General features: G+C 71.4%; 24 protein-coding genes. 12 read left to right on the forward strand and 12 right to left on the reverse strand.

Features of this window, described 5'->3' with window-relative positions; translation table 11 throughout:
- Position 1: 1 nt before the first annotated feature.
- The 8 genes from ACFYPA_RS18270 to ACFYPA_RS18305 form a co-directional block, all read right to left on the reverse strand.
- Positions 2 to 1,189, reverse strand: coding sequence for a radical SAM protein (locus ACFYPA_RS18270; protein ID WP_359352412.1), 1,188 nt, complete (start codon positions 1,187 to 1,189; stop codon positions 2 to 4).
- Entirely contained in the window at positions 1,186 to 2,166 is a 981-nt protein-coding gene (locus ACFYPA_RS18275; RefSeq protein ID WP_389132821.1) for a DUF6895 family protein, read from the reverse strand. The genes ACFYPA_RS18270 and ACFYPA_RS18275 overlap by 4 nt, the downstream gene beginning before the upstream one ends.
- Positions 2,141 to 3,337 carry a glycosyltransferase gene (locus tag ACFYPA_RS18280; protein ID WP_359079188.1) on the reverse strand — a complete coding sequence of 399 codons (1,197 nt, stop codon included), beginning with the start codon at positions 3,335 to 3,337 and terminating at the stop codon, positions 2,141 to 2,143. Before ACFYPA_RS18280 ends, ACFYPA_RS18275 begins: the two co-directional genes overlap by 26 nt.
- Positions 3,338 to 3,633: 296 nt before the next feature.
- Complete coding sequence (locus ACFYPA_RS18285; protein WP_350993337.1) at positions 3,634 to 3,762, reverse strand: hypothetical protein; 129 nt, start codon at positions 3,760 to 3,762, stop codon at positions 3,634 to 3,636.
- A 285-nt stretch (positions 3,763 to 4,047) separates the two neighbouring features.
- Positions 4,048 to 5,436 carry an MFS transporter gene (locus ACFYPA_RS18290; RefSeq protein WP_389133136.1) on the reverse strand — a complete coding sequence of 463 codons (1,389 nt, stop codon included), beginning with the start codon at positions 5,434 to 5,436 and terminating at the stop codon, positions 4,048 to 4,050.
- 324 nt (positions 5,437 to 5,760) lie between these two features.
- The gene (locus ACFYPA_RS18295; RefSeq protein WP_359079190.1) at positions 5,761 to 6,531 is read right to left on the reverse strand and encodes a uracil-DNA glycosylase; all 771 of its coding nucleotides are present in this window, start codon (positions 6,529 to 6,531) and stop codon (positions 5,761 to 5,763) included.
- 2 nt (positions 6,532 to 6,533) lie between these two features.
- Entirely contained in the window at positions 6,534 to 6,707 is a 174-nt protein-coding gene (locus ACFYPA_RS18300) for a hypothetical protein (protein WP_389132826.1), read from the reverse strand.
- 72 nt (positions 6,708 to 6,779) lie between these two features.
- The gene (locus ACFYPA_RS18305; protein WP_389132829.1) at positions 6,780 to 7,562 is read right to left on the reverse strand and encodes a VOC family protein; all 783 of its coding nucleotides are present in this window, start codon (positions 7,560 to 7,562) and stop codon (positions 6,780 to 6,782) included.
- Positions 7,563 to 7,991: 429 nt separating this feature from the next.
- Here ACFYPA_RS18305 and ACFYPA_RS18310 point away from each other — a divergent pair, with 429 nt between their 5' ends.
- Both ACFYPA_RS18310 and ACFYPA_RS18315 read left to right on the forward strand, forming a co-directional pair.
- Positions 7,992 to 8,522 (forward strand): DUF5133 domain-containing protein, encoded by a 531-nt coding sequence (locus ACFYPA_RS18310; protein ID WP_359079194.1) that lies wholly within the window; start codon positions 7,992 to 7,994, stop codon positions 8,520 to 8,522.
- A 158-nt stretch (positions 8,523 to 8,680) separates the two neighbouring features.
- Positions 8,681 to 9,520, forward strand: coding sequence for a class II glutamine amidotransferase (locus ACFYPA_RS18315; protein ID WP_389132832.1), 840 nt, complete (start codon positions 8,681 to 8,683; stop codon positions 9,518 to 9,520).
- A gap of 42 nt (positions 9,521 to 9,562) precedes the next feature.
- Here the strand turns inward: ACFYPA_RS18315 and ACFYPA_RS18320 are convergent, their stop codons facing one another.
- Positions 9,563 to 10,141, reverse strand: a complete 579-nt coding sequence (locus ACFYPA_RS18320) for a type 1 glutamine amidotransferase domain-containing protein (RefSeq protein WP_389132835.1) — start codon at positions 10,139 to 10,141, stop codon at positions 9,563 to 9,565.
- 444 nt (positions 10,142 to 10,585) lie between these two features.
- On the opposite strand from ACFYPA_RS18320, the gene ACFYPA_RS18325 reads away from it, so the two are divergent.
- The 3 genes from ACFYPA_RS18325 (at position 10,586) to ACFYPA_RS18335 (ending at position 13,461) form a co-directional block, all read left to right on the forward strand.
- The gene (locus tag ACFYPA_RS18325; RefSeq protein WP_359079199.1) at positions 10,586 to 11,566 is read left to right on the forward strand and encodes an iron-containing redox enzyme family protein; all 981 of its coding nucleotides are present in this window, start codon (positions 10,586 to 10,588) and stop codon (positions 11,564 to 11,566) included.
- 200 nt (positions 11,567 to 11,766) lie between these two features.
- Positions 11,767 to 12,858, forward strand: coding sequence for a glutamate--cysteine ligase (locus ACFYPA_RS18330; protein WP_389132838.1), 1,092 nt, complete (start codon positions 11,767 to 11,769; stop codon positions 12,856 to 12,858).
- A gap of 66 nt (positions 12,859 to 12,924) precedes the next feature.
- Positions 12,925 to 13,461 carry a cysteine hydrolase family protein gene (locus ACFYPA_RS18335; RefSeq protein WP_389132841.1) on the forward strand — a complete coding sequence of 179 codons (537 nt, stop codon included), beginning with the start codon at positions 12,925 to 12,927 and terminating at the stop codon, positions 13,459 to 13,461.
- Positions 13,462 to 13,505: 44 nt separating this feature from the next.
- Here ACFYPA_RS18335 and ACFYPA_RS18340 read toward each other — a convergent pair whose 3' ends face one another.
- Entirely contained in the window at positions 13,506 to 13,877 is a 372-nt protein-coding gene (locus ACFYPA_RS18340) for a VOC family protein (protein ID WP_389132843.1), read from the reverse strand.
- Positions 13,878 to 13,952: 75 nt separating this feature from the next.
- The gene (locus tag ACFYPA_RS18345) at positions 13,953 to 14,279 is read right to left on the reverse strand and encodes a plasmid stabilization protein (RefSeq protein WP_359079205.1); all 327 of its coding nucleotides are present in this window, start codon (positions 14,277 to 14,279) and stop codon (positions 13,953 to 13,955) included.
- A gap of 296 nt (positions 14,280 to 14,575) precedes the next feature.
- On the opposite strand from ACFYPA_RS18345, the gene ACFYPA_RS18350 reads away from it, so the two are divergent.
- A complete protein-coding gene (locus ACFYPA_RS18350) occupies positions 14,576 to 15,187 on the forward strand; it encodes an endonuclease (protein ID WP_389132846.1) in 612 nt (203 codons plus the stop codon).
- A gap of 39 nt (positions 15,188 to 15,226) precedes the next feature.
- The gene (locus ACFYPA_RS18355) at positions 15,227 to 16,156 is read left to right on the forward strand and encodes an aminoglycoside phosphotransferase family protein (protein ID WP_389132849.1); all 930 of its coding nucleotides are present in this window, start codon (positions 15,227 to 15,229) and stop codon (positions 16,154 to 16,156) included.
- Between the two features lie 73 nt (positions 16,157 to 16,229).
- On the opposite strand, the gene ACFYPA_RS18360 is transcribed toward ACFYPA_RS18355, so the two are convergent.
- Positions 16,230 to 17,177 carry a methionyl-tRNA formyltransferase gene (locus ACFYPA_RS18360; protein ID WP_359316633.1) on the reverse strand — a complete coding sequence of 316 codons (948 nt, stop codon included), beginning with the start codon at positions 17,175 to 17,177 and terminating at the stop codon, positions 16,230 to 16,232.
- Positions 17,178 to 17,423: 246 nt separating this feature from the next.
- Here ACFYPA_RS18360 and ACFYPA_RS18365 point away from each other — a divergent pair, with 246 nt between their 5' ends.
- The 5 genes from ACFYPA_RS18365 (at position 17,424) to ACFYPA_RS18385 (ending at position 22,998) form a co-directional block, all read left to right on the forward strand.
- The gene (locus ACFYPA_RS18365; RefSeq protein WP_359079211.1) at positions 17,424 to 18,758 is read left to right on the forward strand and encodes a lysine N(6)-hydroxylase/L-ornithine N(5)-oxygenase family protein; all 1,335 of its coding nucleotides are present in this window, start codon (positions 17,424 to 17,426) and stop codon (positions 18,756 to 18,758) included.
- A 65-nt stretch (positions 18,759 to 18,823) separates the two neighbouring features.
- Positions 18,824 to 19,882, forward strand: coding sequence for an iron ABC transporter permease (locus ACFYPA_RS18370; protein WP_359079213.1), 1,059 nt, complete (start codon positions 18,824 to 18,826; stop codon positions 19,880 to 19,882).
- The gene (locus ACFYPA_RS18375; protein ID WP_389132854.1) at positions 19,879 to 20,940 is read left to right on the forward strand and encodes a FecCD family ABC transporter permease; all 1,062 of its coding nucleotides are present in this window, start codon (positions 19,879 to 19,881) and stop codon (positions 20,938 to 20,940) included. Before ACFYPA_RS18370 ends, ACFYPA_RS18375 begins: the two co-directional genes overlap by 4 nt.
- The gene (locus tag ACFYPA_RS18380) at positions 20,941 to 21,822 is read left to right on the forward strand and encodes an ABC transporter ATP-binding protein (protein ID WP_389132857.1); all 882 of its coding nucleotides are present in this window, start codon (positions 20,941 to 20,943) and stop codon (positions 21,820 to 21,822) included.
- Between the two features lie 114 nt (positions 21,823 to 21,936).
- The gene (locus tag ACFYPA_RS18385) at positions 21,937 to 22,998 is read left to right on the forward strand and encodes an iron-siderophore ABC transporter substrate-binding protein (protein WP_389132860.1); all 1,062 of its coding nucleotides are present in this window, start codon (positions 21,937 to 21,939) and stop codon (positions 22,996 to 22,998) included.
- The last annotated feature ends 1 nt before the right edge of the window (position 22,999 follow it).

Below are 22,999 nucleotides of genomic sequence, written 5' to 3' on the forward strand. Positions count from 1 at the left end.
GTTACAGGCGCCCCGTCTCGTCCAGGTGGTCGAGGAGTGCCGTGTCGACGGTGTCACGGAACTCCGCGAGCGCCCGTGCGCCCTCGTCGTAGCGGTAGAGATCCTCACAGGCGATCCAGCGGTCGTCGGCCTTCGCGCCGGACACGTATCCGTCGGCGACCGTGCCGACTTCCCAGTCGGACTTGCCCGCCGTCTCCCAGCAGCTGGAGAGTGTCCCGTCCGCACTCACCACCGCCCCGTAGCGTCCGCCGGAGTGACCGCAGGTGGTGCAGGGCCGACGGGCACCGGGGCGGGTCACGGTGAAGCCGAGGCCGAGAGCGCGGCGCTGCCACCGGACGAAGGCGGCCGAGAGCTCACCCGTCTGCAGTTCGTTGGCGTATCCGATGCCGACATCGCCGACCCGGGCGAAGTACAGCGTGCACCGTGCGGGGTCGAGCGCGGCGGCGAGACGGTCGATCAGGCCGTCGATCCCGTGGATGTTCTCCTGGGAGACGTTGACCCGCAGGGTCCACCGGACCGGTGCGGCCTCCGAGGCCCCGACGATGTTGCCGATGATCGTGTCGAAGGTGCCGCCGCCGTCCGCCCTGCCGATCCGGATCCGGTCGTGGTCGGGGCGGTCGCCGTCGAAGGTGACCTGGACGGAGTCGAGTCCGAGTTCGCCCAGCTGCCGTGCCAGCCGCGGCGTGAGCAGTGTGGCGTTGGAGATCATCCAGGCCGACGTCTGCCCGAGGTCCGCGGCCCGCTCCAGCAGTTCGAGACAGCCGCGCGGATTGAGCAGGGGTTCTCCGCCGAAGAGGAGGATCCTCAGCCTCTCCAGATCGGCGGCGGCCATCTGCCGTCGGGTGAAGTCGAGGACCGAGGTGATCGTCCGCGAGGTGAGCCGGCTCCGGGCGATCCGGGGCGGGCGCCCGCCGCCCGCCGGGTCCTGGGCGGTGTTCTGGAAGCAGTATCCGCAGCCCAGGTTGCAATGGGTGCTGGTGAGGACGGTCAGCGCGTAGGAACGGACCGGACTGGTGGTGAACAGGCCCTTCTCATCCAGCCAGCGCTCCGTCTCGGGCAGCAGCGCCCCGTCGGCGTCGAGGTGTTTGGAGCCGAGGCGGGCGATCCCGCCGGCCCCGAGGAACCACCAGTTCCGCTTGCCTCGCAGGAGGCGTTCGCCCCCGGTACGGGTTATTTGGTCAAGGCTCATCGCACACTCCCCATCGCTGATGCGCCGGACATCGCTGATGCGTCGGCTGGCGGAAGCCCGCCGGACCGGCCACCGGTGACGATCAGCATCGCCAGGGCCGTTCCGAGGGTCGACTGGTAGGCACTCCGGAAGAACGCCACGGGTGTCGCGCTCGGCGCGGCCCGCTCGGTCACGGATCTACCCGGTATCGCACCGTCGGGCGACAGCGCGTCCGCCAGCATCCGGATGCCGGCCGCCCCCGAAGGCGTCCTCAGCGGATCGGCACCCAGGCAGTACTGGGCGAGCACGAGCTTCGCGGTGAAGTCCCACGCCCCCTGCCGTACGCAGTGCTCCGTGAGGCTCTCCACGACGCGCACCGCCCGCTTCCGTTCGTCATCGGTCAGCCCGGGATCACGGAACCCGAACTCGCTGAGGTGGAAGACGGTGTGCGTGATCTCGCAGACGTCCAGCTCCGCCACCCGCAGCGTGGAGGCCCGAGCCAGCAGGCTGCACGCGTACAGCTCCCGGTAGGAGGCCAACCGGTGCCCGACGCCCGCCAGATCGGCGTAGAACCGGGTTTCCAGGTGGAGGTACGGAGACTTCCGGCGCGGTGCCAGGAAACCGTCGGCCTCCAGCCGGGCCGGCGCGCCGTGGTGCGCGTCCGGAACGGTCCCGGCCGGTGCCAGCGCCGCGTACATCAGCTGGAACTGCCGCGCGTACCTCGGGTCGGCGATGAGCAGACGGGGGAAGTCGGCACGCCTCCAGGTGCGATCCACCACCGCGGCCGGCGCGAGGAGGTCGACGTCCGCCGGCGCGACCCTGCCCCAGAAGCGGCAGAGCAGCGCGAGTTGCAGCAGCGCCTTCACACGCGGGGTCGTCGGCAGCTCGGCGTGGGCGGCCGGGGAACCGAGGTAGTCGGCGTGCCGCCCCACCCATCGCCGTGTGCCCGAGGACAGACGTTTCGCGGCCTCCTCAAGGCCGGCTGATCGCGTACCCATGGTCCTCCTTCGGTGTGGCGGAGGCCCGGGCCGTCCGCTCGACGATGTCGGCCGCGCGGGCCGCGCTGTCCATCGCGGCCAGCCGGCTGCCGAGGGCGCGCGCACGGGTCCGCAGGCCCTCGTCCTCCCACACCGACTCCAGCGGCGCGGACGGCTCCTCGGACGGGGCGTTCGGGATGTGCGCGGCCACACCGGCCCGCAGGCAGGCGCCCGCCAGCAGCGGTTGCTCGGCACCGTTGGGTGAGACCGCGAGGGGCCGTCCGCGCAGCAGGGCGCCCAGGACCGGGGCGGAGGTGCAGTTGGTCAGCACCAGGCCGGCCAGGTCGATGAGCGGACCCATCCACGGCTTGCGCACGAGGACGAGGTCGGCGTCCGGCGCGGGCTGCGGGTCCGTGGACCGGCCCTGCTCGACCACCGCCTGGAACCGGCCGCCGGTGAAGGCCGCGTTGAGCAGGGGCCACAGGCTCCGGCCCCCGAAGAAGCGGCCCATGTGGACGTAGACCACGGGTTTGCCGGACCGTTCCAGGTGGTCCTCGACCCTCGCGACCTCGGCCGGGTCGGCGGCCGGCTCCCAGGCCAGCGGCCCCACGTGGCTCACCGACTCGGGCAGTTCGGCTCCCGGGTGCTCCAGCGCCGGGTCGCCGCGGAGCAGTAACGCGTCGCCGAGCAGCGGGCTGCCCTCCCAGCGACAGGCGCGTGCGGCCTCACCCGCCTGCTCCCGCACCTCGGCGTACAGCCGCAGCCCTTCGTCGGTGCGGCTCTTCCGGGTCCTGCCCAGCTGCGGTTCCCCGTTCCCACCTGACCGGTAGTCCCACAGATGGGCCGAGAGGCCGACCACCACCACGGGAATGTCCAGCACCTCGGCGGCGAGCAGGGCCCCGTTGCACAGGACGGAGGTGACCAGCAGATCGGCTCGCGCCTCGCGGGCGGCACGCACGGTCGCCAGGTACTGCGCCTGACCGGTCGTTCCCCACCAGGCTGCCGAGAACGCCCGCAGGCCGCCGTAGTCCTCCGCCGTCATGAAGGGCAGTCCGGCCTCGGCGGCGACGGGCGCGGCCGTCGACCGGCCCAGGACACTGACGCGATGGCCCCGGCGCGTCAGCTCACGCCCGGCAGCGATCACCGGGTAGAGGTAGCCGCCGTCGCTGAGCGGGCAGAGCAGTATCCTCACGGCGTCACCCGGCCGGGACGGCCACGGTCAGGTGCTGTGAGGCCCGGCCGTCCGGTCAGGAGGGCGAGGCACGGGGGGAGTTCGCGTACGCGGTCCTGCCGGACCGTGCGGGGGTGCCGGCGCTGCGCCGGAGTACGGGCGACGGAAGTCATTCGGCGCTCTCTCATGGCCTGGCCGGAGACGGGCGGGCCCCGGTGCCGTGGCCTCGGGGCGGACGCAGGCGCGGGCTGCCCGGTTCGCGGCACGAAGCCGGGAGCCGAGTAGCCCGCCCAGCGCTCAGGACTCGGTGGACCGGGTCAGAGTGCGCTGCTGCCGTTGACGATGCAGCCCGGTACCTCCGGCTCGAAACCGTCGTTCTCGCTGTGCGCGACGACCTCGGCCTCGGTGTCGTCCTGCTCCTGCTCCGGGTTCGTGTTCTCGGGCATCCGGGTCCTCCTTGATGGACGGCGACTGCTGCGCCGGCTGAGAGAGAACGTACGAGCCCCCGGTATGGGAACGCCTGGACACAGGTTCGACGCCGGTACACGCTGGGGCCTGTTGAGCGCCCTGCGACCGGGCGGCCGGCTCCACCCCGATCAGGTCGAACGATCCCCGGCCGCCGGCACCGGCGCTGCCGCCGCACGAACCGACCTGGGGGCGGCGGCTGCCCGCACCGCCGCCCGGCCGCCGGCACCGGCGGGGGCGTCTGTCCGTACAACGCGTCGCGCCGCCTACGGGGCCGTGCCCTCGCCGGCCTTCTCCGTCTGGGAGAGCGGCCGTGCGATGTCCTCCAGGGAGCGCTGCTCGGCGTTGACCGCGAGGAAGGCGGCGACGATGCCAGCCGCGCACATCAGCCCGGCACCGATGGAGAAGGCGAGAGCGGTGTCGCCGGGGATGCCCGACTCGGTGAGGTCGGCGAAGATGAGCGGGCCGCTGATCCCGCCGACCGCCGTACCGACCGCGTAGAAGAAGGCGATGGCCATGGCCCTGGTCTCCATCGGGAAGACCTCGGAGACGGTCAGGTAGGCGCTGCTCGCCCCGGCCGAGGCGAAGAACAGCACCACGCACCAGCACGCGGTCAGGGTGGTGGCGTCGAGGGAGCCCCGGTTGAAGAGCCAGGCCGTGATGAACAGCAGGATGCCCGGCACGATGTACGTGGCGGCGATCATGATGCGCCGCCCGACGGTGTCGAACAGCTTGCCGAGTACGAGCGGTCCGACGAAGTTGCCGGCCGCGATGACCGCGAAGTAGTAGCCGGTCTGACCGCTCTCGACGTCGTAGAACGTGGTGAGGATCGTGCCGAAGCCGAAGGTGATGGCGTTGTACAGGAACGCCTGCCCGATGAAGAGGGACAGCCCGAGCACCGCGCGCTTGGGATAGCTCCGGAAGACCGTCTTCGCGATGAGGCCGAAGCCGATGCTCTTGCGCTCGTGGATCGTGATCTCACCGGCCGGCGGCGGCAGCTTCTCGTGACGCTGCTCCTCGACCTCCCGCTCGACCTGACCGACGAGCTTGTCGGCCTCCTCGCCGTGCCCGTGGATGAACTGCCACCTGGGACTCTCCGGTACATGCCGGCGTACGAGCAGGATCACGAGGCCCAGGACGACGCCCAGGGCGAAGGTGAGCCGCCAGCCCAGGTCCTTCGGGAAGTAGTCCGTGTTCAGCATGACGATCGACAGCAGCGCCCCGCCGACCGCGCCCAGCCAGTAACTGCCGTTGATGATGAGATCGACGCGGCCCCGGTACTTCGAGGGGATCAGTTCGTCGATCGCCGAGTTGATGGCCGCGTACTCCCCGCCGATGCCGAAACCGGTGAGGAAGCGGAAGAGGAAGAACCACCACGCGCTGAAGGACAGGGCGGTCATCGCGGTGGCGGCGAGATAGACCGCGAGCGTCACCATGAACAGCTTCTTGCGGCCGTACCGGTCGGTGAGCCAGCCGAAGAACAGCGCTCCCACGCAGGCCCCCGCCACGTACAGTGCCGCGGCCAGGCCGGTGACCTGGGCGGCCGTGATGTCCAGGCCGGAGCCCTCCTCGGACAGCCGGCTCGCGATGTTGCCGACCGTCGTCACTTCCAGCCCGTCGAGGATCCACACCGTGCCGAGGCCGATGACGATCATCCAGTGCCATCGTGACCACGGCAGCCGGTCCAGCCGCGCCGGAACGGCCGTGGTGACCACTCCGACTCCGGAGTCACCCGGCGCCGCTCCTTCCCGGTCTCCGGGCTCCTCCGATGCGGCCGGGCTTGTCGTCACGGCTGTCTCCTCGTCCGGGCGGCGGATGCGCGCACTGCGCGACCGCAGTGCATCCAATATCGGCCAGGTGCCCGGGCATCGCCCCCGCACACGTGTTGGGGCTCGGCCACTCGGGGGCGTGCGTGCGGCGGCCGTGCTTCCACCGGTGCGGCAGCCGGGCCTCACCAGGGCGTCGTCACCCGGCCACGGTCACTCCGGCTTCGGCAGTACGACGGGAAGTCCGGCCGCGAGCGCGGCCTCGGCGAGCACCTCGCGCAGCATGGCCGGGGTGAGGCGACGGGTGGACACGTTGCGCCGGCTCACGTGGTAGCAGCCGAACACGGTCAACGGGGCGCCGGCTCCGTCCGTGGGCGCCAGGGTCGTCCGTACGCCGTGTCCGAACGGCGGGCGGGGGCGGGGCAGGTCCCAGCCCGCCTGCCGCAGGACCGGCAGGGTGGCCTGCCAGCCGAAGCCGCCCAGCACGACGACGGCGCGCGCCGTCGGCCGGAGCAGCCCCAACTCGCGGGCCAGCCAGGGGCGGCAGGTGTCGCGCTCGCCGGTGGTGGGGAGGTTGGCCGGCGGTGCGCAGTGCACGGGCGCGGTGACCCTCACCCCGTACAGCTCCAGTCCGTCGTCCCGGTGTGTCGCCGTGGGCCCGGAAGCCAGTCCGAGTTCGTGCAGCGTCGCGAACAACAGATCGCCGGAGGGATCACCGGTGAACATCCGGCCGGTCCGGTTGGCGCCGTGCGCGGCGGGCGCCAGACCCGCGATCACCAGCGAGGCGTCGTGGGGACCGAATCCCGGGACCGGGCGCCCCCAGTAGTCCCAGTCACGGAACGCCGCACGTTTGACGAGAGCGGTCTCCTCGCGCCAGGCGACGAGACGCGGGCAGGCGCCGCATGACACCAACCGTGCGTCGAGGTCGGTCAACGTGCGGCTCTCGGCGGCGGCCGATTCCGGGTAATCCTCGGAGCTGTACACGATCAACCCGTTTCGGATCGGTAGGTGAGGAACTGCCTGACCGCCCACTCCTTCCCCGCACCGGGACGATTCTTCCCCGCGGAGAAGGCCAGGTCGTACGCGCCGCCCAGGGCCCGGCCCGAAGCGCCCGGTCCGCCGGTGGCCCTGATCAGCCCCTCGTCGCGCGGTCCGCGCACCGCTGGGCGCCGGGGGAGGGGCGCGGCGGTGCGCCGGCCGATGACGTCACGGGAAGCCGGCGGACGACCGCGTCAGGCCGCGCCCGGACCCGAGACGGTGAACAGCGCGCCGCTCGGATCACAGATGATGTAGGCGTCCTTCGAGCAGCCGAGCGGGGGAGTGGCCGGTGAGGACTCACCGCCCGCCTCACCGGCCGCCACCGCGGTCGCCCGGCTGTCCGCCACGTGGAAGTCCACCACCCACCTCGGCCGCATCCTCGGATCCGGGGCGGATTCGATCCCGCCGCCGCGCAGGGTGGCCACGGTGTGACCGGCCACCTGGACCACCACATGGTCCTGTGCGTACTCCACCGTGCACCCTCTGTCGGGCTTCGCCCAGTCGAAGATCTCGGCGTAGAAGATGGCCGCCTCGAATGCGTGACGCGTCATGAGGTCCAGCCGGGCGGGCGCGCTGCCCCGCCCCACCGTCCAGGCCGGCGCCGGCCCCTCCCAGAAGCCGAAGGCGGCCCCGTCGCGGTCCGCTGCGAGGGCGGCACGCCCCGCGCCCAGCCGCGCGGGCCCGACGGCGAGCGTGGCCCCCCGCTCCCTGACCCGGTCCGCGGTCTCGTCGGCGTCCGCCACGGCGAAGTACGGAGTCCAGCGGGCGGCCGAGCCGCGACCGCGGCAGCACCCCATGCCGGCCACGGGTGCGTCGTCCGCCACGGCGACCGAGAAGTCGCGTCCCAGGGAACTGCCGCGGAACCCCCACCCCATCACCTGCGAGTAGAACGACCGGGCCGCGTGCGGATCGGGCGTCACCAGGCTCACCCAGCAGGGCGCGCCGGTCACCGGCATCGTCGTTCCGAGGGCCGGCATCGAAGACTCCTGTCGTGGTGCGGGAAGCGGACCCTTCGGGTCGCGACCGCGACCCGTCGTCCGCTCGGCGCTGCCGGAAGAGGGTCCTCCCCGGCGCGCACGCCGCACGCGGAGCGTGCGGACCGAGCCAACCAGCCAGGCCCCGGCCCGACGACCTGAGCGCCGACTCTCCACGTCAACTGTGCGCACGGCCGCGAGACCCCCGCACCCGCACCGCACCCGGTGCACCGCGCATCCTCATGCCGTACGAGGGAATTGTGCCGTCGTCGCGCGGCTCAGGGACGGTCACCCGAGCGGCTTGGTCCACGGGCGCACTTCTGTTCCGGATGTCATGTTTCGGGAATGAGCACACGGGGGCGGGCGAAGGCCGGCATGTTTCCCCTCGGTCATCGCGGAACTCCTCCGTCGCCTCGTCGAGAAATGGCCCTGATGATGTCTGCCCGCATTCCCCGCACCCCCGAGCCCGGCGGCAGAAGCCCCTCGCCGGAAACGGCGGCCTCCGCCGCACAGGCCCCCGTGGACGAGCCCAGGGCCGCGTGGGCGGTCGGCATGGTCATGGCAGTGACCCCGTGTTCGGCACGGGACGCCAGGCGGGTGCTGGACGCGGCGGCGAAGGCCGCGGGCATCACGCCGGCCGAGGTGGCTGCCGCCATGGCCGCCGGTGCACGCGGCGGCGCGGTGCCGGCGCGGGTGGAGCGGGCGCTGCACCGGGCCGTGGCGGCGGCCCGCTCCGTGTCGCCCCGGGGCGCGTGCGTCGTACTGATGCCGAGCCGTTCCAGGACCGCGGAGGTTCTGGCGGAGTTCCGCGACTGCCAGGCGCGCCTGACCGCCGCTCCGTCCGACCTCCGGGCCCGGCAGGCACTGGACGATGCCGCATACACCTTGTGCGTGCTGCTGGGCAGGACCGGTGCGCACGATGCTGTGCTGGCGGCGGAACAGCACCTCACCACCGGCTCGTAACACGCGCCCGTGAACGACGCCCCGGGTCTCTCCTGCGGGCTGCCGCCGCACCGCAGGCGGGCGACCGCTTCACCGAGTCGGTAGCGTGGACAGGACAGCGACATCCGGACGCGCCGGGACCGTTTCTGCACGTCCACCCTCGGGAAGGGGCGCCTCTCATGTGCAGATGGCTGGCCTACTCCGGCACGAGTGTCGTGCTCAGCGATCTCCTCTACAAACCGGAGCATTCGCTCATCGACCAGAGCCTGCACTCGCGTCTCGGTGTCGAGACGACCAACGGAGACGGATTCGGTGTCGGATGGTACGGACCCGGAAGGGACACCCCCGCCGTCATCCGGGACACGGGACCGGCGTGGAACAACCGCAATCTGCGGGAGCTCGCGGACCACGTACGGTCGCCGCTGTTCTTCGCGCATGTCCGGGCGTCCACGGGAACGGCCATCCAGCAGACGAACTGCCACCCGTTCCGGCGCGGCCGCTGGATGTGGATGCACAACGGAGCCGTCGCCGACTTCCACCGCCTGCGGCGGGACCTCTCCCTGGCCGTGGACCCGGCGTTGTTCTCCGCTCTGGAAGGGTCCACCGACTCGGAGGTGATGTTCTACCTGGCCATCACCTTCGGCCTCGACCAGGACGTGCCGGGCGCCGTCGCGCGCATGGCCGGACTGATCGAACGGCTGGGGCGCGAGCACGGGGTGGACCATCCGCTCCAGATGACGGTCGCGGTGTCCGACGGTGAACAGCTCTGGGCGTTCCGCTACTCGAGCATGCGCGCGTCCAGGTCGCTGTTCTGCAGCACGGGCAAGGCCACCGTGCGGGCACTCCAGCCGGACCTGAACGCCCTGACGGAGGTGTCCGACAGCACTCGCATGGTGGTCTCGGAGCCCTTGAGCGGCCTGCCCGGCGAGTGGTACCAGGTGCCGGAGAGCAGCTACGGAGTCGTCCGGCCGGGCGGCGCCGACGACGCGTTCCTCCCCTTCGTGCCCGAACCCGCGTAGCGCCCGGTCGGCACGGCGGGCGGTCCCACCGGGCGTCGCGCCTCAGGAGCCGGACAGGCCCGGGACGGACAGCGCCGCGTCGATCTCCCGCACGAACGGCTCCAGATCGCCCGGGTTCCGTGAGGTGATCAGCGTCCATCCGCCCGCATCGTCGGTGACGACCGGTTGATCGGTCCATTCCCCGCCCGCGTTGCGGATGTCGGTCTGCAACGAGGGGTAGGAGGTGAGCCGCTTTCCCGCGACGGCTTCGGCGTCCACCAGAACCCACGGCCCGTGGCAGATGGCCGCGACGGGGCGCCCGGATTCGGAGAAGGCACGCACGATCCGGCGGGCGGAGTCCTGCGTGCGCAGCGTGTCGGCGTTCAACGTCCCGCCCGGTACGAGAAGCAGGTCGTAACCGGCCGGATCGACATCGTCCAGGGCGAGGTCGGGGTGCAGGGTCCTGCCGGGTTCCTTGTCACCGACGAGGGTCTCGACGGCTTCCTTCGTCACGGCTGCGACATCGACCTGGGCGCCCCACCCACGCAGGTGGTCGAGCGGGACGACCAGCTCGTCCTGCTCCACGCCGTAATTGGTGACGATGGCCAGTACCTTTCGCTTGCTCACCTCGTGGTCACTCATCGCCTGTCGTCCTTCCTCGGCTACGCGCGGTCACGGCTTCTCCGGAACCCGCGGCCTCTGGGTTCCCCATGAGGCGGCGGTCATTCCTTCGTCCGTCCGCCCCCGGCAGCCTGCGGCCGTCCCCGGGTCCCCGCAACCGCGCGTCACTCGAACGGTGTACCGGCGCCGCGGGGCGGTACGAGGGCCCGCGCACGGAGCGCGTCCCCGCACCGTCGGCGCCGCGCGGTCGGACCCCGCGCCGGCCCCTGTGGCCCGACGTGCTGCGGGGCCGGCGGCGGCATGCGCACATGGTCGAGGTGGGCGGTCCACGCCGGAGCGGGCGCAGACTGATTGTTGTGGTGAGCCAGGGGTACCCGGGAGGCCGGAAGCGAAGCGAAGGCGGACCACCTGCCGGCCGTGGTCCCCCGCACCCAGCGCCGCCGCGACGCTTCCGAGGAGGGAACCATGACTGGCCCGACGGACGGACCCCGGCTTCCGCGGGGGCGAGGTGAACTCTCGGAGGCGGTCCTCGCCTACCTGCGGGGGAGTGGCGAAGCGCCCGCCCCCGCCATGGCGGACGAGGCCGACCCCTACGGAGAGGACCTGCACCTCGCGCTGTACAGCTGCTACGAACTCCACTACCGCGGGTTCGCGGGTGTGGACCCGGCGCGCGAATGGGATCCGCCCCTGCTGGAGTTCCGCGGCGCTCTGGAACGCCGTTTCGAGACGGCCCTGCGCCAGGACGCCCCGCCCGGCGCGGGCCTGACCGAAACCCTCGACTCGCTGCTCGTCGAGCCCGTCCGGGGGACGGGGCTCTCGCACGTCCTCGAGGAGAGCGGCACGCTGGACCAGCTCCGCGCCTACGCCGTGCAGCGCTCCCTCTACCACCTGAAGGAAGCGGATCCGCACGCCTGGGTGCTTCCCCGCCTCAGCGGGCGCGCCAAGGCGGGCATGGCCGCGATCGAGTACGACGAGTTCGGCGCCGGCCGGGCGGAACGGGTGCACGCGCGGCTGTTCGCGGACCTCATGGCCGATCTGGGACTGGAGACGTCGTACGGCCACTACGTGGACGAGGGCCATGCCGAGATGCTGGCCCTGGTCAACCTCATGTCGCTCTTCGGCCTGCACCGCCGGCTGCGTGGTGCCCTGGTCGGACACTTCGGGGCGGTGGAGATCACCTCGTCGCCCTCGTCGCGCCGCCTGGCCCTTGCCATGAAGCGGGCGGAGGCGGGTCCGGCGGCGGAGCACTTCTACACCGAGCACGTCGAGGCGGACGCGGTCCACGAACAGATCGTGCGGCACGACGTCATCCGAGGGCTCCTGGACGACGAACCGGAACTGGAGGCCGACGTCGTGTTCGGGATCGAGGCGACGGGCCGACTGGAGGACCGGCTCGCCGCACGGCTGCTCTCCGACTGGAGCTGCGCCCCGCCCGCCGGCAGCTGACGAGCGGCGAGGCCCGCCCGGCAGCCGGCCCGCAGGCCCGGGAGGTGTCCGACGGCATTGTGCGGGAAGCTTGGAGCGCCCGCGGGCGACGAGACGCGGCCTGAGGGCCTCAGGGCCGAACAACACCGCAGGCGGGCGTGCGACGCCGACGCGTGGCGCATGACAGGGCGCGCCCGACGGCGTCCGGCTGGGAGAACGCGATGGTGCGGACGGTGGGTGTCGAGGAGGAGCTGCTGCTCGTCGATGGAGAGAGCGGCGAGCCCCGGGCGCTGTCGACGGCAGTGCTCGCCCTCGCGGAGGGCCGCGCGGACGGTGAATCGGCCTTCGAACCGGAGCTCCATCGTCAGCAGCTGGAGTTCGCCACCCGGCCACGCGGCGACATGCGCGAACTGGCGGACGAGATCCTGCGCCGGCGTGCCGAAGCGGCGGAGAGTGCCGCGCGGGCCGGGGCCGACGTCGTGGCCCTCGCGACTGCCCCGCTTCCGGTCACACCCACGATCGGTGAGGGCGAGCGCTACCGCTGGCTGGCGGAGAGGTTCGGCCTGACCACCCAGGAGCAGCTGACCTGCGGATGCCACATACACGTGTCCGTGGAGTCGGACGAGGAGGGCATCGGGGTGCTGGACCGGCTGCGCCCGTGGCTTCCGGTTCTGCTCGCGCTGAGCGCCAACTCACCCTTCTGGCAGGGGCAGGACACCGCTTACGCCAGTTACCGGAGCAGGGTCTGGGGGCGCTGGCCCACGGCCGGGCCGGTCGAGACCTTCGGCTCCGCGCGCCGCTACCACGAGCAGGCACAGGCGCTCGTCGACACGGGTGTCCTGCGCGACAAGGGAATGATCTACTTCGACGCCAGGCTCTCGGACCGCTACCCGACCGTCGAGGTCAGGGTCGCGGACGTGTGCCTGGACCCGGCCGACGCCGCACTGCTCGCCTCGCTGGTGCGCGGCCTGGTCGAGACGGCGGCACGCAGCTGGCGTGCGGAGGAACCGCCCGACCCCGTCGGCGTGAGTCTCCTTCGCATGGCCGCCTGGCAAGCCGGCCGTTCGGGCCTGGAGGGCCACCTGCTCCACCCCGCGACCATGCGTCCCGAGCCGGCGTCCGATGTGGTGGGCGCGCTGCTCGCGTACGTCCGCGAAGCCTTGGAGGACAGCGGTGACTTCGCCGCGGCCGAGGGCGCGGTCGGTCGTGTGAGGAAGCGGGGGACAGGGGCGCGGGCTCAGCGGGATGTGCTCGCACGCACAGGCAGCCTGCGTGCCGTGGTGGCCGAGTGCGTGTCCAGAACACGTGGCTGACACCGCGACAGCGGCGGTGTCCCGCGCAGGCCGCCTGGGGCGGTCACTGCCACGACGGGAGGAACCATGGGAACCAAGGCGCTGCTCATCATCGACATGATCAACCCCTACGATCACGAGGACGCCGAACAGCTCGTGACCTCGGCGGAGCGGACGGTCCCCGTCATCGCGGGGCTGCTGCGCTCGGCCCGGGCGACGGGGGCACCGGTGATCTATGCGAACGACAACTTCGGAAACTGGCGGTCCCACCACGGGGAGATCGTCGAAGCGGCGATGGCGGGCGCACGTCCGGACCTCGTCGAACCGCTGAGGCCCGACGAGGAGTCACTCTTCGTGGTCAAGGCCCGGCACTCCATCTTCTACGAGACACCTCTCCCGTACCTGCTGCGGACGCTGGGAGCCGATCACCTCGTCCTGAGCGGCCAGGTGACGGAGCAGTGTGTCCTCTACTCGGCTCTGGACGCCCACATCCGCCATATGGGCCTGACCATCCCGCACGACGCCGTGGCCCACATCCACCCCGACCTCGCTCAGGCCGCACTCCGGATGATGGAACGCAACATGGGCGCCCAGGTACGTGCGGCCGAGGACGTCGCGTTCTGATCGCGGGCCAGCTGGGCCGCCGCGGTCCGGGCGAGGCGTTCCGCTCACTGCCGGCAGAGGCAGAACGGGTGCCCGGCCGGGTCCGCGAAGACCCGGAAGCCACGCTCCCCGCCCCGGTCGTCCAGATCCAGCGGTGTCGCCCCCAGCGCGAGCGCCTCACGCTGGGCACGCTCCATGTCCGTGACGTGGAAGTCGAGGTGTTCCTGCTGGGAGTTCAGGTCCTCCCGGGGCCACTCGGGCGGGCGGTGGCCGGGGGCGAGCTGGAAGGCGATGCGCGCCCCGCCCGGGACGTACAGGTCGTACCAGTTGTCGGCCCCCCGCTTCACCTCACCGCCCAGGATCCCCTGGTAGAACGTGGCCAGCGCCTCAGGATCCGGGCAGTCGACGGCGACCAGACAGTATGTTGCGACAGGCATGTTGCTCCTCGATTCTCGTCCGGACGGCCGCAGGGCCCATCACGGCCCCGCGGCCGACGGGCGGGACCCGGTGGTTCAGCCGCTGACCGCCTTGCGGAGCTGCTCCTTGTTCATCGTGGAGCGGCCCTCGACGTTCTTCTTCTTGGCCTCTTCGTACAACTGGTCCTTGGTGCGGCCCTGCGCGCCCTGGTGGGAGCGCTCCCCGCCGCGCTGCGAGGCCGACTTCGGGTCGCGCGTGGACGTCTTGCTCGCCGTCTTCGACTCGCCCGAGCGCGCGCGCTCCTTGTTGACGGTGCGGGCGGCGATCTCCTTCGCGCGCTTCTCCGACTCACCGCGGTTCTCGGCGCTCTCCTTGACGTGCTCGTACTGACGCTCTCGCTTGCGGCTGGATCCTGCCGGCATGGCGATCTCCTCCTGGTACTCGTCGGGGCCTCTGCCCAGGGCACACGGTCCGCACCGGCCCCACTGACGCGGCGTCGCCGTTCAGTCGGATTACCACTGGGCCACGTCCGAAACATGGCACCGACGCCAGGCGTACGCCCATCGGGCCGTGCGCTCGGGTGACCCGGCCCCACAGTGCCGGCGGGGCGGGCCGTGGGACGGGCCGCACAAGGCGGCGGCCTCACCTGGACGAGTAGAATCAGGGGCGGTCCGCGGCACCGGGCACACGGCACGGCACGCTTCACGGGAGGTGCACCATGTCCCGCCCGACGACAGCGAAAGACCTGCTCGACGAGTACGGGCGCACGTACGCCGAGGAAGCCGGGATCCGGCTCCGCGACACCCCCTCACCGCTGTACCGGTTGCTGACGCTCTGCGTGCTGCTGTCGGTCCGGATCAGAGCCGACATCGCCGTGGCCGCCGCCAGGGAACTGTCCGCGGCGGGGATGCGCACGCCGCAGGCGATGGCGAAAGCCTCCTGGCAGTCCCGGGTGGACGCGCTGGGCCGCGCGCACTACCGCCGGTACGACGAGAGCACGGCCACCGCGCTCGGCGACGGGGCGGACCTGGTCATCGACCGGTATGGCGGGGACCTGCGCCGACTGCGCGAGGAAGCCGGCGGGGATCCGGAACGGATCCGCGGGCTGCTGCGGGAGTTCCCCCGGATCGGACCCGTGGGGGCGGACATCTTCAGCCGTGAGGCACAGGGCGTGTGGCCCGAGCTGCGCCCGGCGTTCGACCGGCGGGCCCGTGACGCCGCCGATGGGCTGGGGCTCCCGAAGACGCCCGAAGGGCTGGCCCGCCTCGTCTCCGGCGACGATCTGCCGAGGCTGGCGGCCGCGCTGGTCCGGGTCGACCTGGCCAAGTGAGGGGCCCGGCACCCCTCGGCCCCGCTACGGTGGGTCCGCATGACGCTTTCCGACGACACCACCACGATCGAGATGACGGCGGAGCTGGTACGGGAACTGCTGCGCGACCAGCACCCCGATCTGGCCGGTCTGCCGGTGCGGCTCGGTGCGCGCGGCTGGGACAACCAGCTGTGGCGGCTCGGCGACGACCTCGCCGTCCGGCTGCCCTGGGCCACGCGGTCCGCGGACGAGCTGCTGCGTGAGGAGCACACCTGGCTGCCGGTCCTCGCCCCGGAGCTTCCGCTGGAGGTCCCCGTCCCGCAGCGCCTCGGTGAGCCCTCCGAGCGGTTTCCACGGCCCTGGATCGTGACCACCTGGGTGCCGGGCGAGCCCGCTGACCGAGCCCCCGTGACCAGAGCCACGGAGGGGGCCGACGCCCTGGCAGGCTTCCTGACGGCACTGCACCGACCGGCCTCCGCCGCGGCGCCCGTCGGCCGTTTCGGCCGCGGCGGCTCGCTGTCCGGTCTTTCCGAGGACCTCATCGAGGCACTCGCCTCGGCCGAGGGCCGAGGCCTGATCGCCGACCCGGACGCCGTGCGCGCGGTGTGGGAGGACGCCGTCGCGGCGCCCGAGTGGACCGGGCCGCCGCTCTGGCTCCACGGCGACCTGCATCCGGCCAACGTCCTCACCGAGGACGGCACCATCCGCGGAGTGATCGATTTCGGTGATCTCTGCTCCGGAGACCCGGCCTGCGACCTCGCCGCAGCCTGGGTGCTGCTGCCGGACGAGGCGGTGGACCGCTTCCACGACAGCTACCGGCCGCCCGCGGACGCCGCGACCCTGCGCCGCGCCCGCGGCTGGGCCGTACGGCAGGCCCTCGGCGGCATCTTCGTCGGAGACGCCGGTGTCCACGGCCGTCCCGGCGGGAAGCCCACCTGGGGCCCGCCCGCCCGGGCCGCCCTGCGACGCCTCGTCGCGACAGCCCGCTGAAAGACCGGCTCTCCTCCTCCCGCCGCGAGGCGCGCGGGAGGAGCGCGGTCCGGGGGCCGCGGAGACCCGGGGGTCAGGGGCGGCTCGTCAGGTAGCCGCCCATCGAGGTGAAGTACTCCGTCGCGGGCATCTCCCGGCCGTCCTCGGTGCGCACGCGGGTGAGGGCGAGGCCGTGGTTGCGGCCGGTGCGGGCGTCCGCGCCGGCGACGATCACCACGCCGTCTCCCTCCCGGTAGAAGACGCGGCCGGGGGTTCCGCCGTAGCGGCCCTGGGACACCACGGCGCCGAGCACCTCCAGGCGCTTGCCCCGGTGGAAGGCGAAGGCGCTGGGGTACGGCTCGGACTGGGCGCGCACCAGGCGTTCCAGGTCCTCGGCCGGCCAGGTCCAGTCGATGCGGATGTCCTCGGCGGATCGCTTGTGGAAGAAGCTGGCCCGGGACCGGTCCTGCCGGGTGAACTCCGTCTGCCCGCCGGCGATGAGGTCGAGCGCGCCGGTGGTGACCGGGGCGATGAGGTCGACGGTCTTGTGGAAGAGGTCGGTGGCGGTGTCGGCCGGTCCTACCGGGACGGCCTCCTGCCGCACGATGTCGCCGGCGTCGAGCTCGTCGTTCATCATGTGGGCGGTGACGCCCACTTCACGCTCGCCGTTGATCAGGGCCCAGATCAGTGGCGAGAAGCCGGCGTACTTCGGCAGCAGCGAATCGTGGATGTTCAGCGTGCCGCGGCGGGGGAGGGCGAAGACGCGCGGGGGGATCCAGGTCCGCCAGTTGTTGGCCACGATGATGTCCGGGTCGGCCTCCGTGAGGCGTTCGAACAGCTCCTCGTCGTCGGGGCGGTTGCGGATCAGGACCGGAACGCCGTGCTCTTCGGCGAGGTCGGCGACGGAGTCGCTCCAGATCTTCTCGTACGCGTGGTCGCTCCTGGGGTGGGTCACGACCAGCACCACGTCGTGCTCGGAGTCCAGGAGGGCTTGCAGGGTGCGGTGCCCCCAGGTCTGGTAACCGAACATGACGACCCGCATAGGGGTTCCTCCTCAGCGTAGGGATGGAGCGAAGTCAGTAAAGCAAGCCTTACCTAATGTCGCAACGGGCCGACTCGGTGCTCCAGTTGAAGGCCCCGACCCTCCGGTTGGCGGTTCTCGTCTATCGACAGCGCCCCAGGATTAGCTTAGGCTCACCTAAGTTTCATCGGGTCGCTCCATCGGCGTGCCCGTCTCGCGCACGTTCTCCGCACCTGACAGGCGGATTCCCCGCACGATGGGAGTGACATGGCACAGGTTCGTCCTGGCGACGCACCACCGGTCCACGACCTCATTGGCATCGGCTTCGGGCCGTCCAACGTGGCCATGGCGATCGCGATCAGCGAGCACAACGCACGCGGCGGAGCCCAGGAGGCGGTCAGCGCCCACTTCTTCGAGCAGCAGCCGCGGTTCGGGTGGCACCGCGGCATGCTCATCGACGACGCGACCATGCAGGTCTCCTTCCTCAAGGACCTGGTGACGCTCCGCAATCCCTCCAGCGAGTTCAGCTTCCTCTGCTATCTGCAGAGCAAGGGACGGCTGATCGACTTCATCAACCACAAGAACCTCTTCCCGCTGCGGGTGGAGTTCCACGACTACTTCGAGTGGGCCGCGGCGCAGGTCGACAGCATGGTCTCCTACGACCAGGAGGTCGTCGGTGTCACGCCCGTCGTCCACGACGATGCCGTGGAGTACGTGGACGTGACGGTCAGATCGGGGCAGGGGCTCACCGTCCACCGCGCCCGCAACCTCGTCATCGGCACCGGGCTGCGCCCCCTCATGCCGCCGGGGGTGGAGCGGGGCGACCGCGTCTGGCACAACTCCGAGCTGCTGGCGAAGGTAGACGCGTTGGAGGGCACATCCCCCACGCGGTTCGTGGTCGTGGGCGCCGGACAGAGCGCCGCCGAGAACGTCGCCTACCTGCACCGCCGCTTCCCGGAGGCCGAGGTCTGCGCGGTCTTCTCGCGCTACGGATACAGCCCCGCCGACGACAGCGGCTTCGCCAACAAGATCTTCGACCCCGGCGCGGTCGACGAGTACTTCGCCGCACCCGAGGGCGTCAAGCGCCGGCTCATGGACTACCACGGCAACACCAACTACTCCGTGGTGGACATCGACCTGATCGACGACCTCTACCGCCAGATGTACCAGGAGAAGGTGCTCGGCGCCGAACGGCTGCGCTTCCTCAACGTATCGCGGCTCGAGGAGGTCAAGGAGACACCGGACAACGTCCGCGCCACCGTGAGGTCCCTCGTCACGGGCGAGGAGACGATCCTGGACGCCGACGTGGTGGTGCTTGCCACCGGATACAGCCCCGCCGACCCGTTCGGCCTGCTGGGCGATGTCGCCGACCGCTGCCTGCGGGACGAGCAGGGCCGTGTCCGTGTGGAGCGCGACTACCGGATCGCGACCGACTCCGGCCTGCGCTGCGGCATCTACCTCCAGGGGGGCACCGAGCACACGCACGGCATCACGTCGGCGCTGCTGTCCAACACCGCGATCCGGGTCGGAGAGATCCTGGACTCGCTGCTCGCCCGGGGTGCCGAACCCGCCGTAGGCGGGACAGCCGGCGTACCGCGCTAGCAGCGTCATCACGGGCCGGACCGCCGCGCCTTTCCGAGTGGATCAAAGGGATAACGTACGCCGACATGAGCGCGACTGCAGTGGAGCGCCCCGCGCCCGGGGGCACAACGACGGCTCGCCGAAAGCGGGTTGTAGGTCTCGGCGCGCTCGCGGCGGTCCTGGTGATCGCGGGAGCGGTGTCGCTGGCCGTGGGTGCGCGGGCGTTGAGCCCGGCCGAGGTGTGGCACGGGCTCTTCGCCGCTCCGGAATCCGATCAGCGGCTCACCGAGATCCGTCTCATCGTGCAGACCGTGCGCGTGCCCCGGACGGTGCTCGCCGTCGTGGCCGGCGTCGCCCTGGGTGTCGGCGGCTCGCTGATCCAGGGCTACACGCGCAACCCGATCGCGGACACCGGCCTGTTGGGGGTGAACGCGGGCGCCTCGTTCGCCGTCGTGTCGGTGATCGCCGTGTTCGGGTTCACCGACCCGTTCCAGTACGTCTGGTTCGCCTTCGTCGGGGCGGCGGTGGCGGGTGTCGTCGTGTTCGGGCTGGCCAGCCTCGGCAGGGGCGCGGGCAATCCGCTGACGCTCGCCCTGGCCGGCCAGGGGATCACCGTGTTCCTCGCGGCCATGACCACCGCGGTCGCGCTCTCGGACCAGAAGTCGCTGAACGCGCTGCGGTTCTGGAACGCGGGGTCCGTGGCGGGCGTCGGCTTCGAGGTCATCTGGCCGGTGACCGGGTTCGTTGCGCTCGGGCTGGTCCTGGCGCTCGTCATGCTGCCCTCCCTCAACCTGCTGAACCTCGGTGACGACGTGGCCCGGGGGCTGGGCGTCAACATCGCGCTGAGCCGGACGGTCGGCATCCTCGCCATCACCCTGCTGGCGGGGGCCGCGACGGCGGCGTGCGGCCCGATCGCGTTCCTCGGGCTCATGGTCGCTCACGTGGCCCGCCATCTGACTGGCCCGGACTACCGCTGGCTGGTGCCGTACGCCGGGCTGCTCGGCGCCCTCGTCCTCCTGGTCTGCGACATCGTGGGCCGGCTGGTGGTGCGGCCGGGAGAGCTGGCCGCGGGTGTCGTCGTCGCCCTCCTCGGCGCCCCGTTCTTCGCGGCCCTGGTGTGGCGCGGAAAGTTCAGGAGCGCATGAACGTGACAGAGACGAAGCCCTCGTTGGCGCCGGGCGTGCGGTTCGGCCAGGTGTCCTTCGTATGGCGGCCCTGGCTCGTACTGGTCACGCTGGTGCTGGCGGCCGCCGCCTTCCTGGTGTTCTGCTTGTCCATCGGCGTCGGGGACTTCCCCATCGGCCTGTCCCGGGTGATCGCCACGATCGTCGGCCGGGGCGAGCAGGTCGACGAGTTCGTGATCATGGATCTGCGGATGCCTCGGGCCCTGGCCGGCCTCGTCGTGGGGATCGCGCTCGGGGTGTCCGGTGCCATCACGCAGTCCGTCGCGCGCAACCCCCTGGCCAGCCCGGACATCCTGGGGATCACCGGGGGCGCGAGCATGGTCGCGGTGTTCCTGGTGACGGTGTCGGGCGGCACCGCGGCGGCGGTCGTCAGCTCCGTGGGCCTGTCGGCGGCGGCGCTCGCCGGCGGGCTCGGGGCGGGGCTGCTGGTGTACTTCCTGGCCTGGCGGCGGGGGATCGACGGCTTCCGGCTCATCCTCATCGGCATTTCGGTGAGTGCTGTGACGCAGGCGATCACGACGTGGCTGCTGGTCTCGGCGGACATCAGGGATGTGGCGCGGGCCCAGGCGTGGCTGGTCGGTTCGCTCGACAACCGCTCGTGGGACGAGGTGCGGGTGGCGCTGTGGTGCTCGCTCGTCCTGCTGGCCGTCGTGGCCTGCGTCGCGTTCCAGTTCAAGCCGCTGCACCTCGGTGACGAGGTCGCCGCGGGCCTCGGTGTCCGGTACACGCGGGTGCGGGCGGTGCTGCTGCTGTGCGCGGTCCTGCTGGCCGCGGTGGCGGTGAGCGCGGCGGGGCCGGTCCCGTTCGTCGCGCTGGTCGCCCCGCAGGTGGCGATGCGTCTGGCGAGGTGCCCGACGCCGCCGATGGTGGCCTCCGGACTGACCGGCGCCCTGCTGCTGACCGGTTCCGACCTGTTGGCGCGCTCGGCGCTGCCGGTCGGGCTCCCGGTCGGGGTGGTCACCGCCGGGGTCGGAGGCCCCTTCCTGGTGTACCTGCTGGTGCGGGCGAACCTCAGATAGATGACGGACGAGATGGAACACCTGGACGAAGGAGGCCCCGTGGCCGTGCGACACACCACCACCGAGGTCGAGCCGGTGGGCAGGGACGCTCCGCGGCTGGCGGCCAGGGGCATCACCGTCGGGTACGGCGGCCGGACCGTCATCGACGAGCTGGACGTCGCGATCCCGCCAGGAGTGATCACCACGATCATCGGCCCCAACGGCTGTGGCAAGTCCACCCTGTTGCGTACGCTGACGCGCCTGCTCAAGCCCGTCAGCGGCGCCGTCGTGCTGGACGGCGAGGACATCGCCGCCCTCAGGACCCGGGAGGTGGCGAAGAAGCTCGGCCTGCTTCCCCAGGCCCCCGTCGCGCCGGAGGGGCTGACGGTGGCCGATCTGGTGGCCAGAGGGCGCCATCCGCATCAGAGCTGGCTGCGGCAGTGGTCGTCGGACGACGCCGACGTCGTGGCGGCGGCCCTGGCCATGACCGGGGTCTCCGAACTGGCGGACCGCCCCGTCGACTCGCTGTCCGGCGGGCAGCGCCAGCGTGTCTGGATATCGATGACGCTGGCCCAGGGCACCGATCTGCTGCTGCTGGACGAGCCGACCACCTACCTGGACCTGGCGCACGCGATCGACGTGCTCGACCTGGTTGACGACCTGCACGAGTCGGGATGCACCGTGGTCATGGTGCTGCACGACCTCAATCTGGCCACCCGGTACAGCGACAACCTCGTGGTGATGCGGGAGGGGGCGATCCTGGCGCAGGGGCACCCGCGCGACGTGATCACCGCCGAGCTGCTGGACGAGGCGTTCGGGCTGCGCGCCATGGTGATCGACGATCCGGTCGGCGACCGGCCGCTCATCGTTCCCATCGGTCGGACCCACGTACAGCTCAACTAGGTCTCGATCAAAGGATTTACGCCAGTTAGGCTAGGCTACCCTCATTAAGTCGGGGTAAGGTTTGGCTGCCCTTATGCGGGGGTCAGTGGACAGTGCGAAAGCAAGGGATTCCGGATGCTCCTCCATAGAACGATGCTCACGAAGCCCTGGCAGCGGATCGCGGCGACGGTGTCCGCCGCGACCCTGGGCATCGGCCTCCTGGCGGGATGCGGTTCCGACTCGGCGGACGACGCGGACAAGGCGGGCGACAAGGCACCCGCCGCTGCCGCCGGTGCGTTCCCGGTCACCGTGGAGCACGCGTTCGGATCCACGAAGATCACCAAGGCGCCCGAGCGCGTCGTCTCGGTCGGCTACACGGACGACCAGACCATCCTGGCGTTCGGCATCAAGCCGGTCGGCATGGTCGACCAGTACCCGAACCCTGCCGGCAAGTCCCCGGACATCAACACCCAGTGGCCCTGGGTGAAGGACAAGTGGGGCGACGCCCGCCCCGAGGTCATCATGAAGAACGGTGACGCGGGCCCCAACTACGAGAAGATCGCCGCCCTTCGGCCGGACCTGATCATCGCGGTCTACTCGGAGGTCGACCGGGCCGCGTACGACAAGCTCTCGAAGATCGCCCCGACGGTGGGCCGCACCAAGGCGGAGAAGGAGCCCTTCAGCGCGCCGTGGCAGGACAACGCGCTCCACATCGCCAAGGCGCTCGGCAAGGAGACCGAGGGCGCCGCGATGGTGAAGGGCGTCCAGGCGCGGCTCGACGCCGCCGCCGAGGCCCACCCGGAGTTCGCGACGCAGACCGGTGTCGCGCTGTCCTGGTACGAGAGGTCGGTGGCGCCGTTCACCACCACCGACGTACGCGGACGCCTGGTGACGGGCATCGGCTACAAGGGTGCGACGGAGATCGACAAGATCGCGGGCGGCAAGTTCTACACCGTGCTCTCGCCCGAGCGTATGGACCTCGTCGATGTCGACCGCATCTTCGTCATCAACGACAAGGCCGACCAGGAAGCCCTGAAGAAGTCCGAGCTGTTCGGCAACCTGAAGGCGGTCAAGGACGGCCGGGTGTCGTACCTGCTCGACAGTGAGGGGCCGGCAGTCGGCGCGGCCATTTCCCAGGGCACGCTGCTGTCGATGCCGTACGCCATCGACGAGCTCGTCAAGTCGGCCGGCCAGTGAC

It is taken from the genome of Streptomyces sp. NPDC005775, from assembly GCF_042871565.1.
GTDB lineage: Bacteria > Actinomycetota > Actinomycetes > Streptomycetales > Streptomycetaceae > Streptomyces.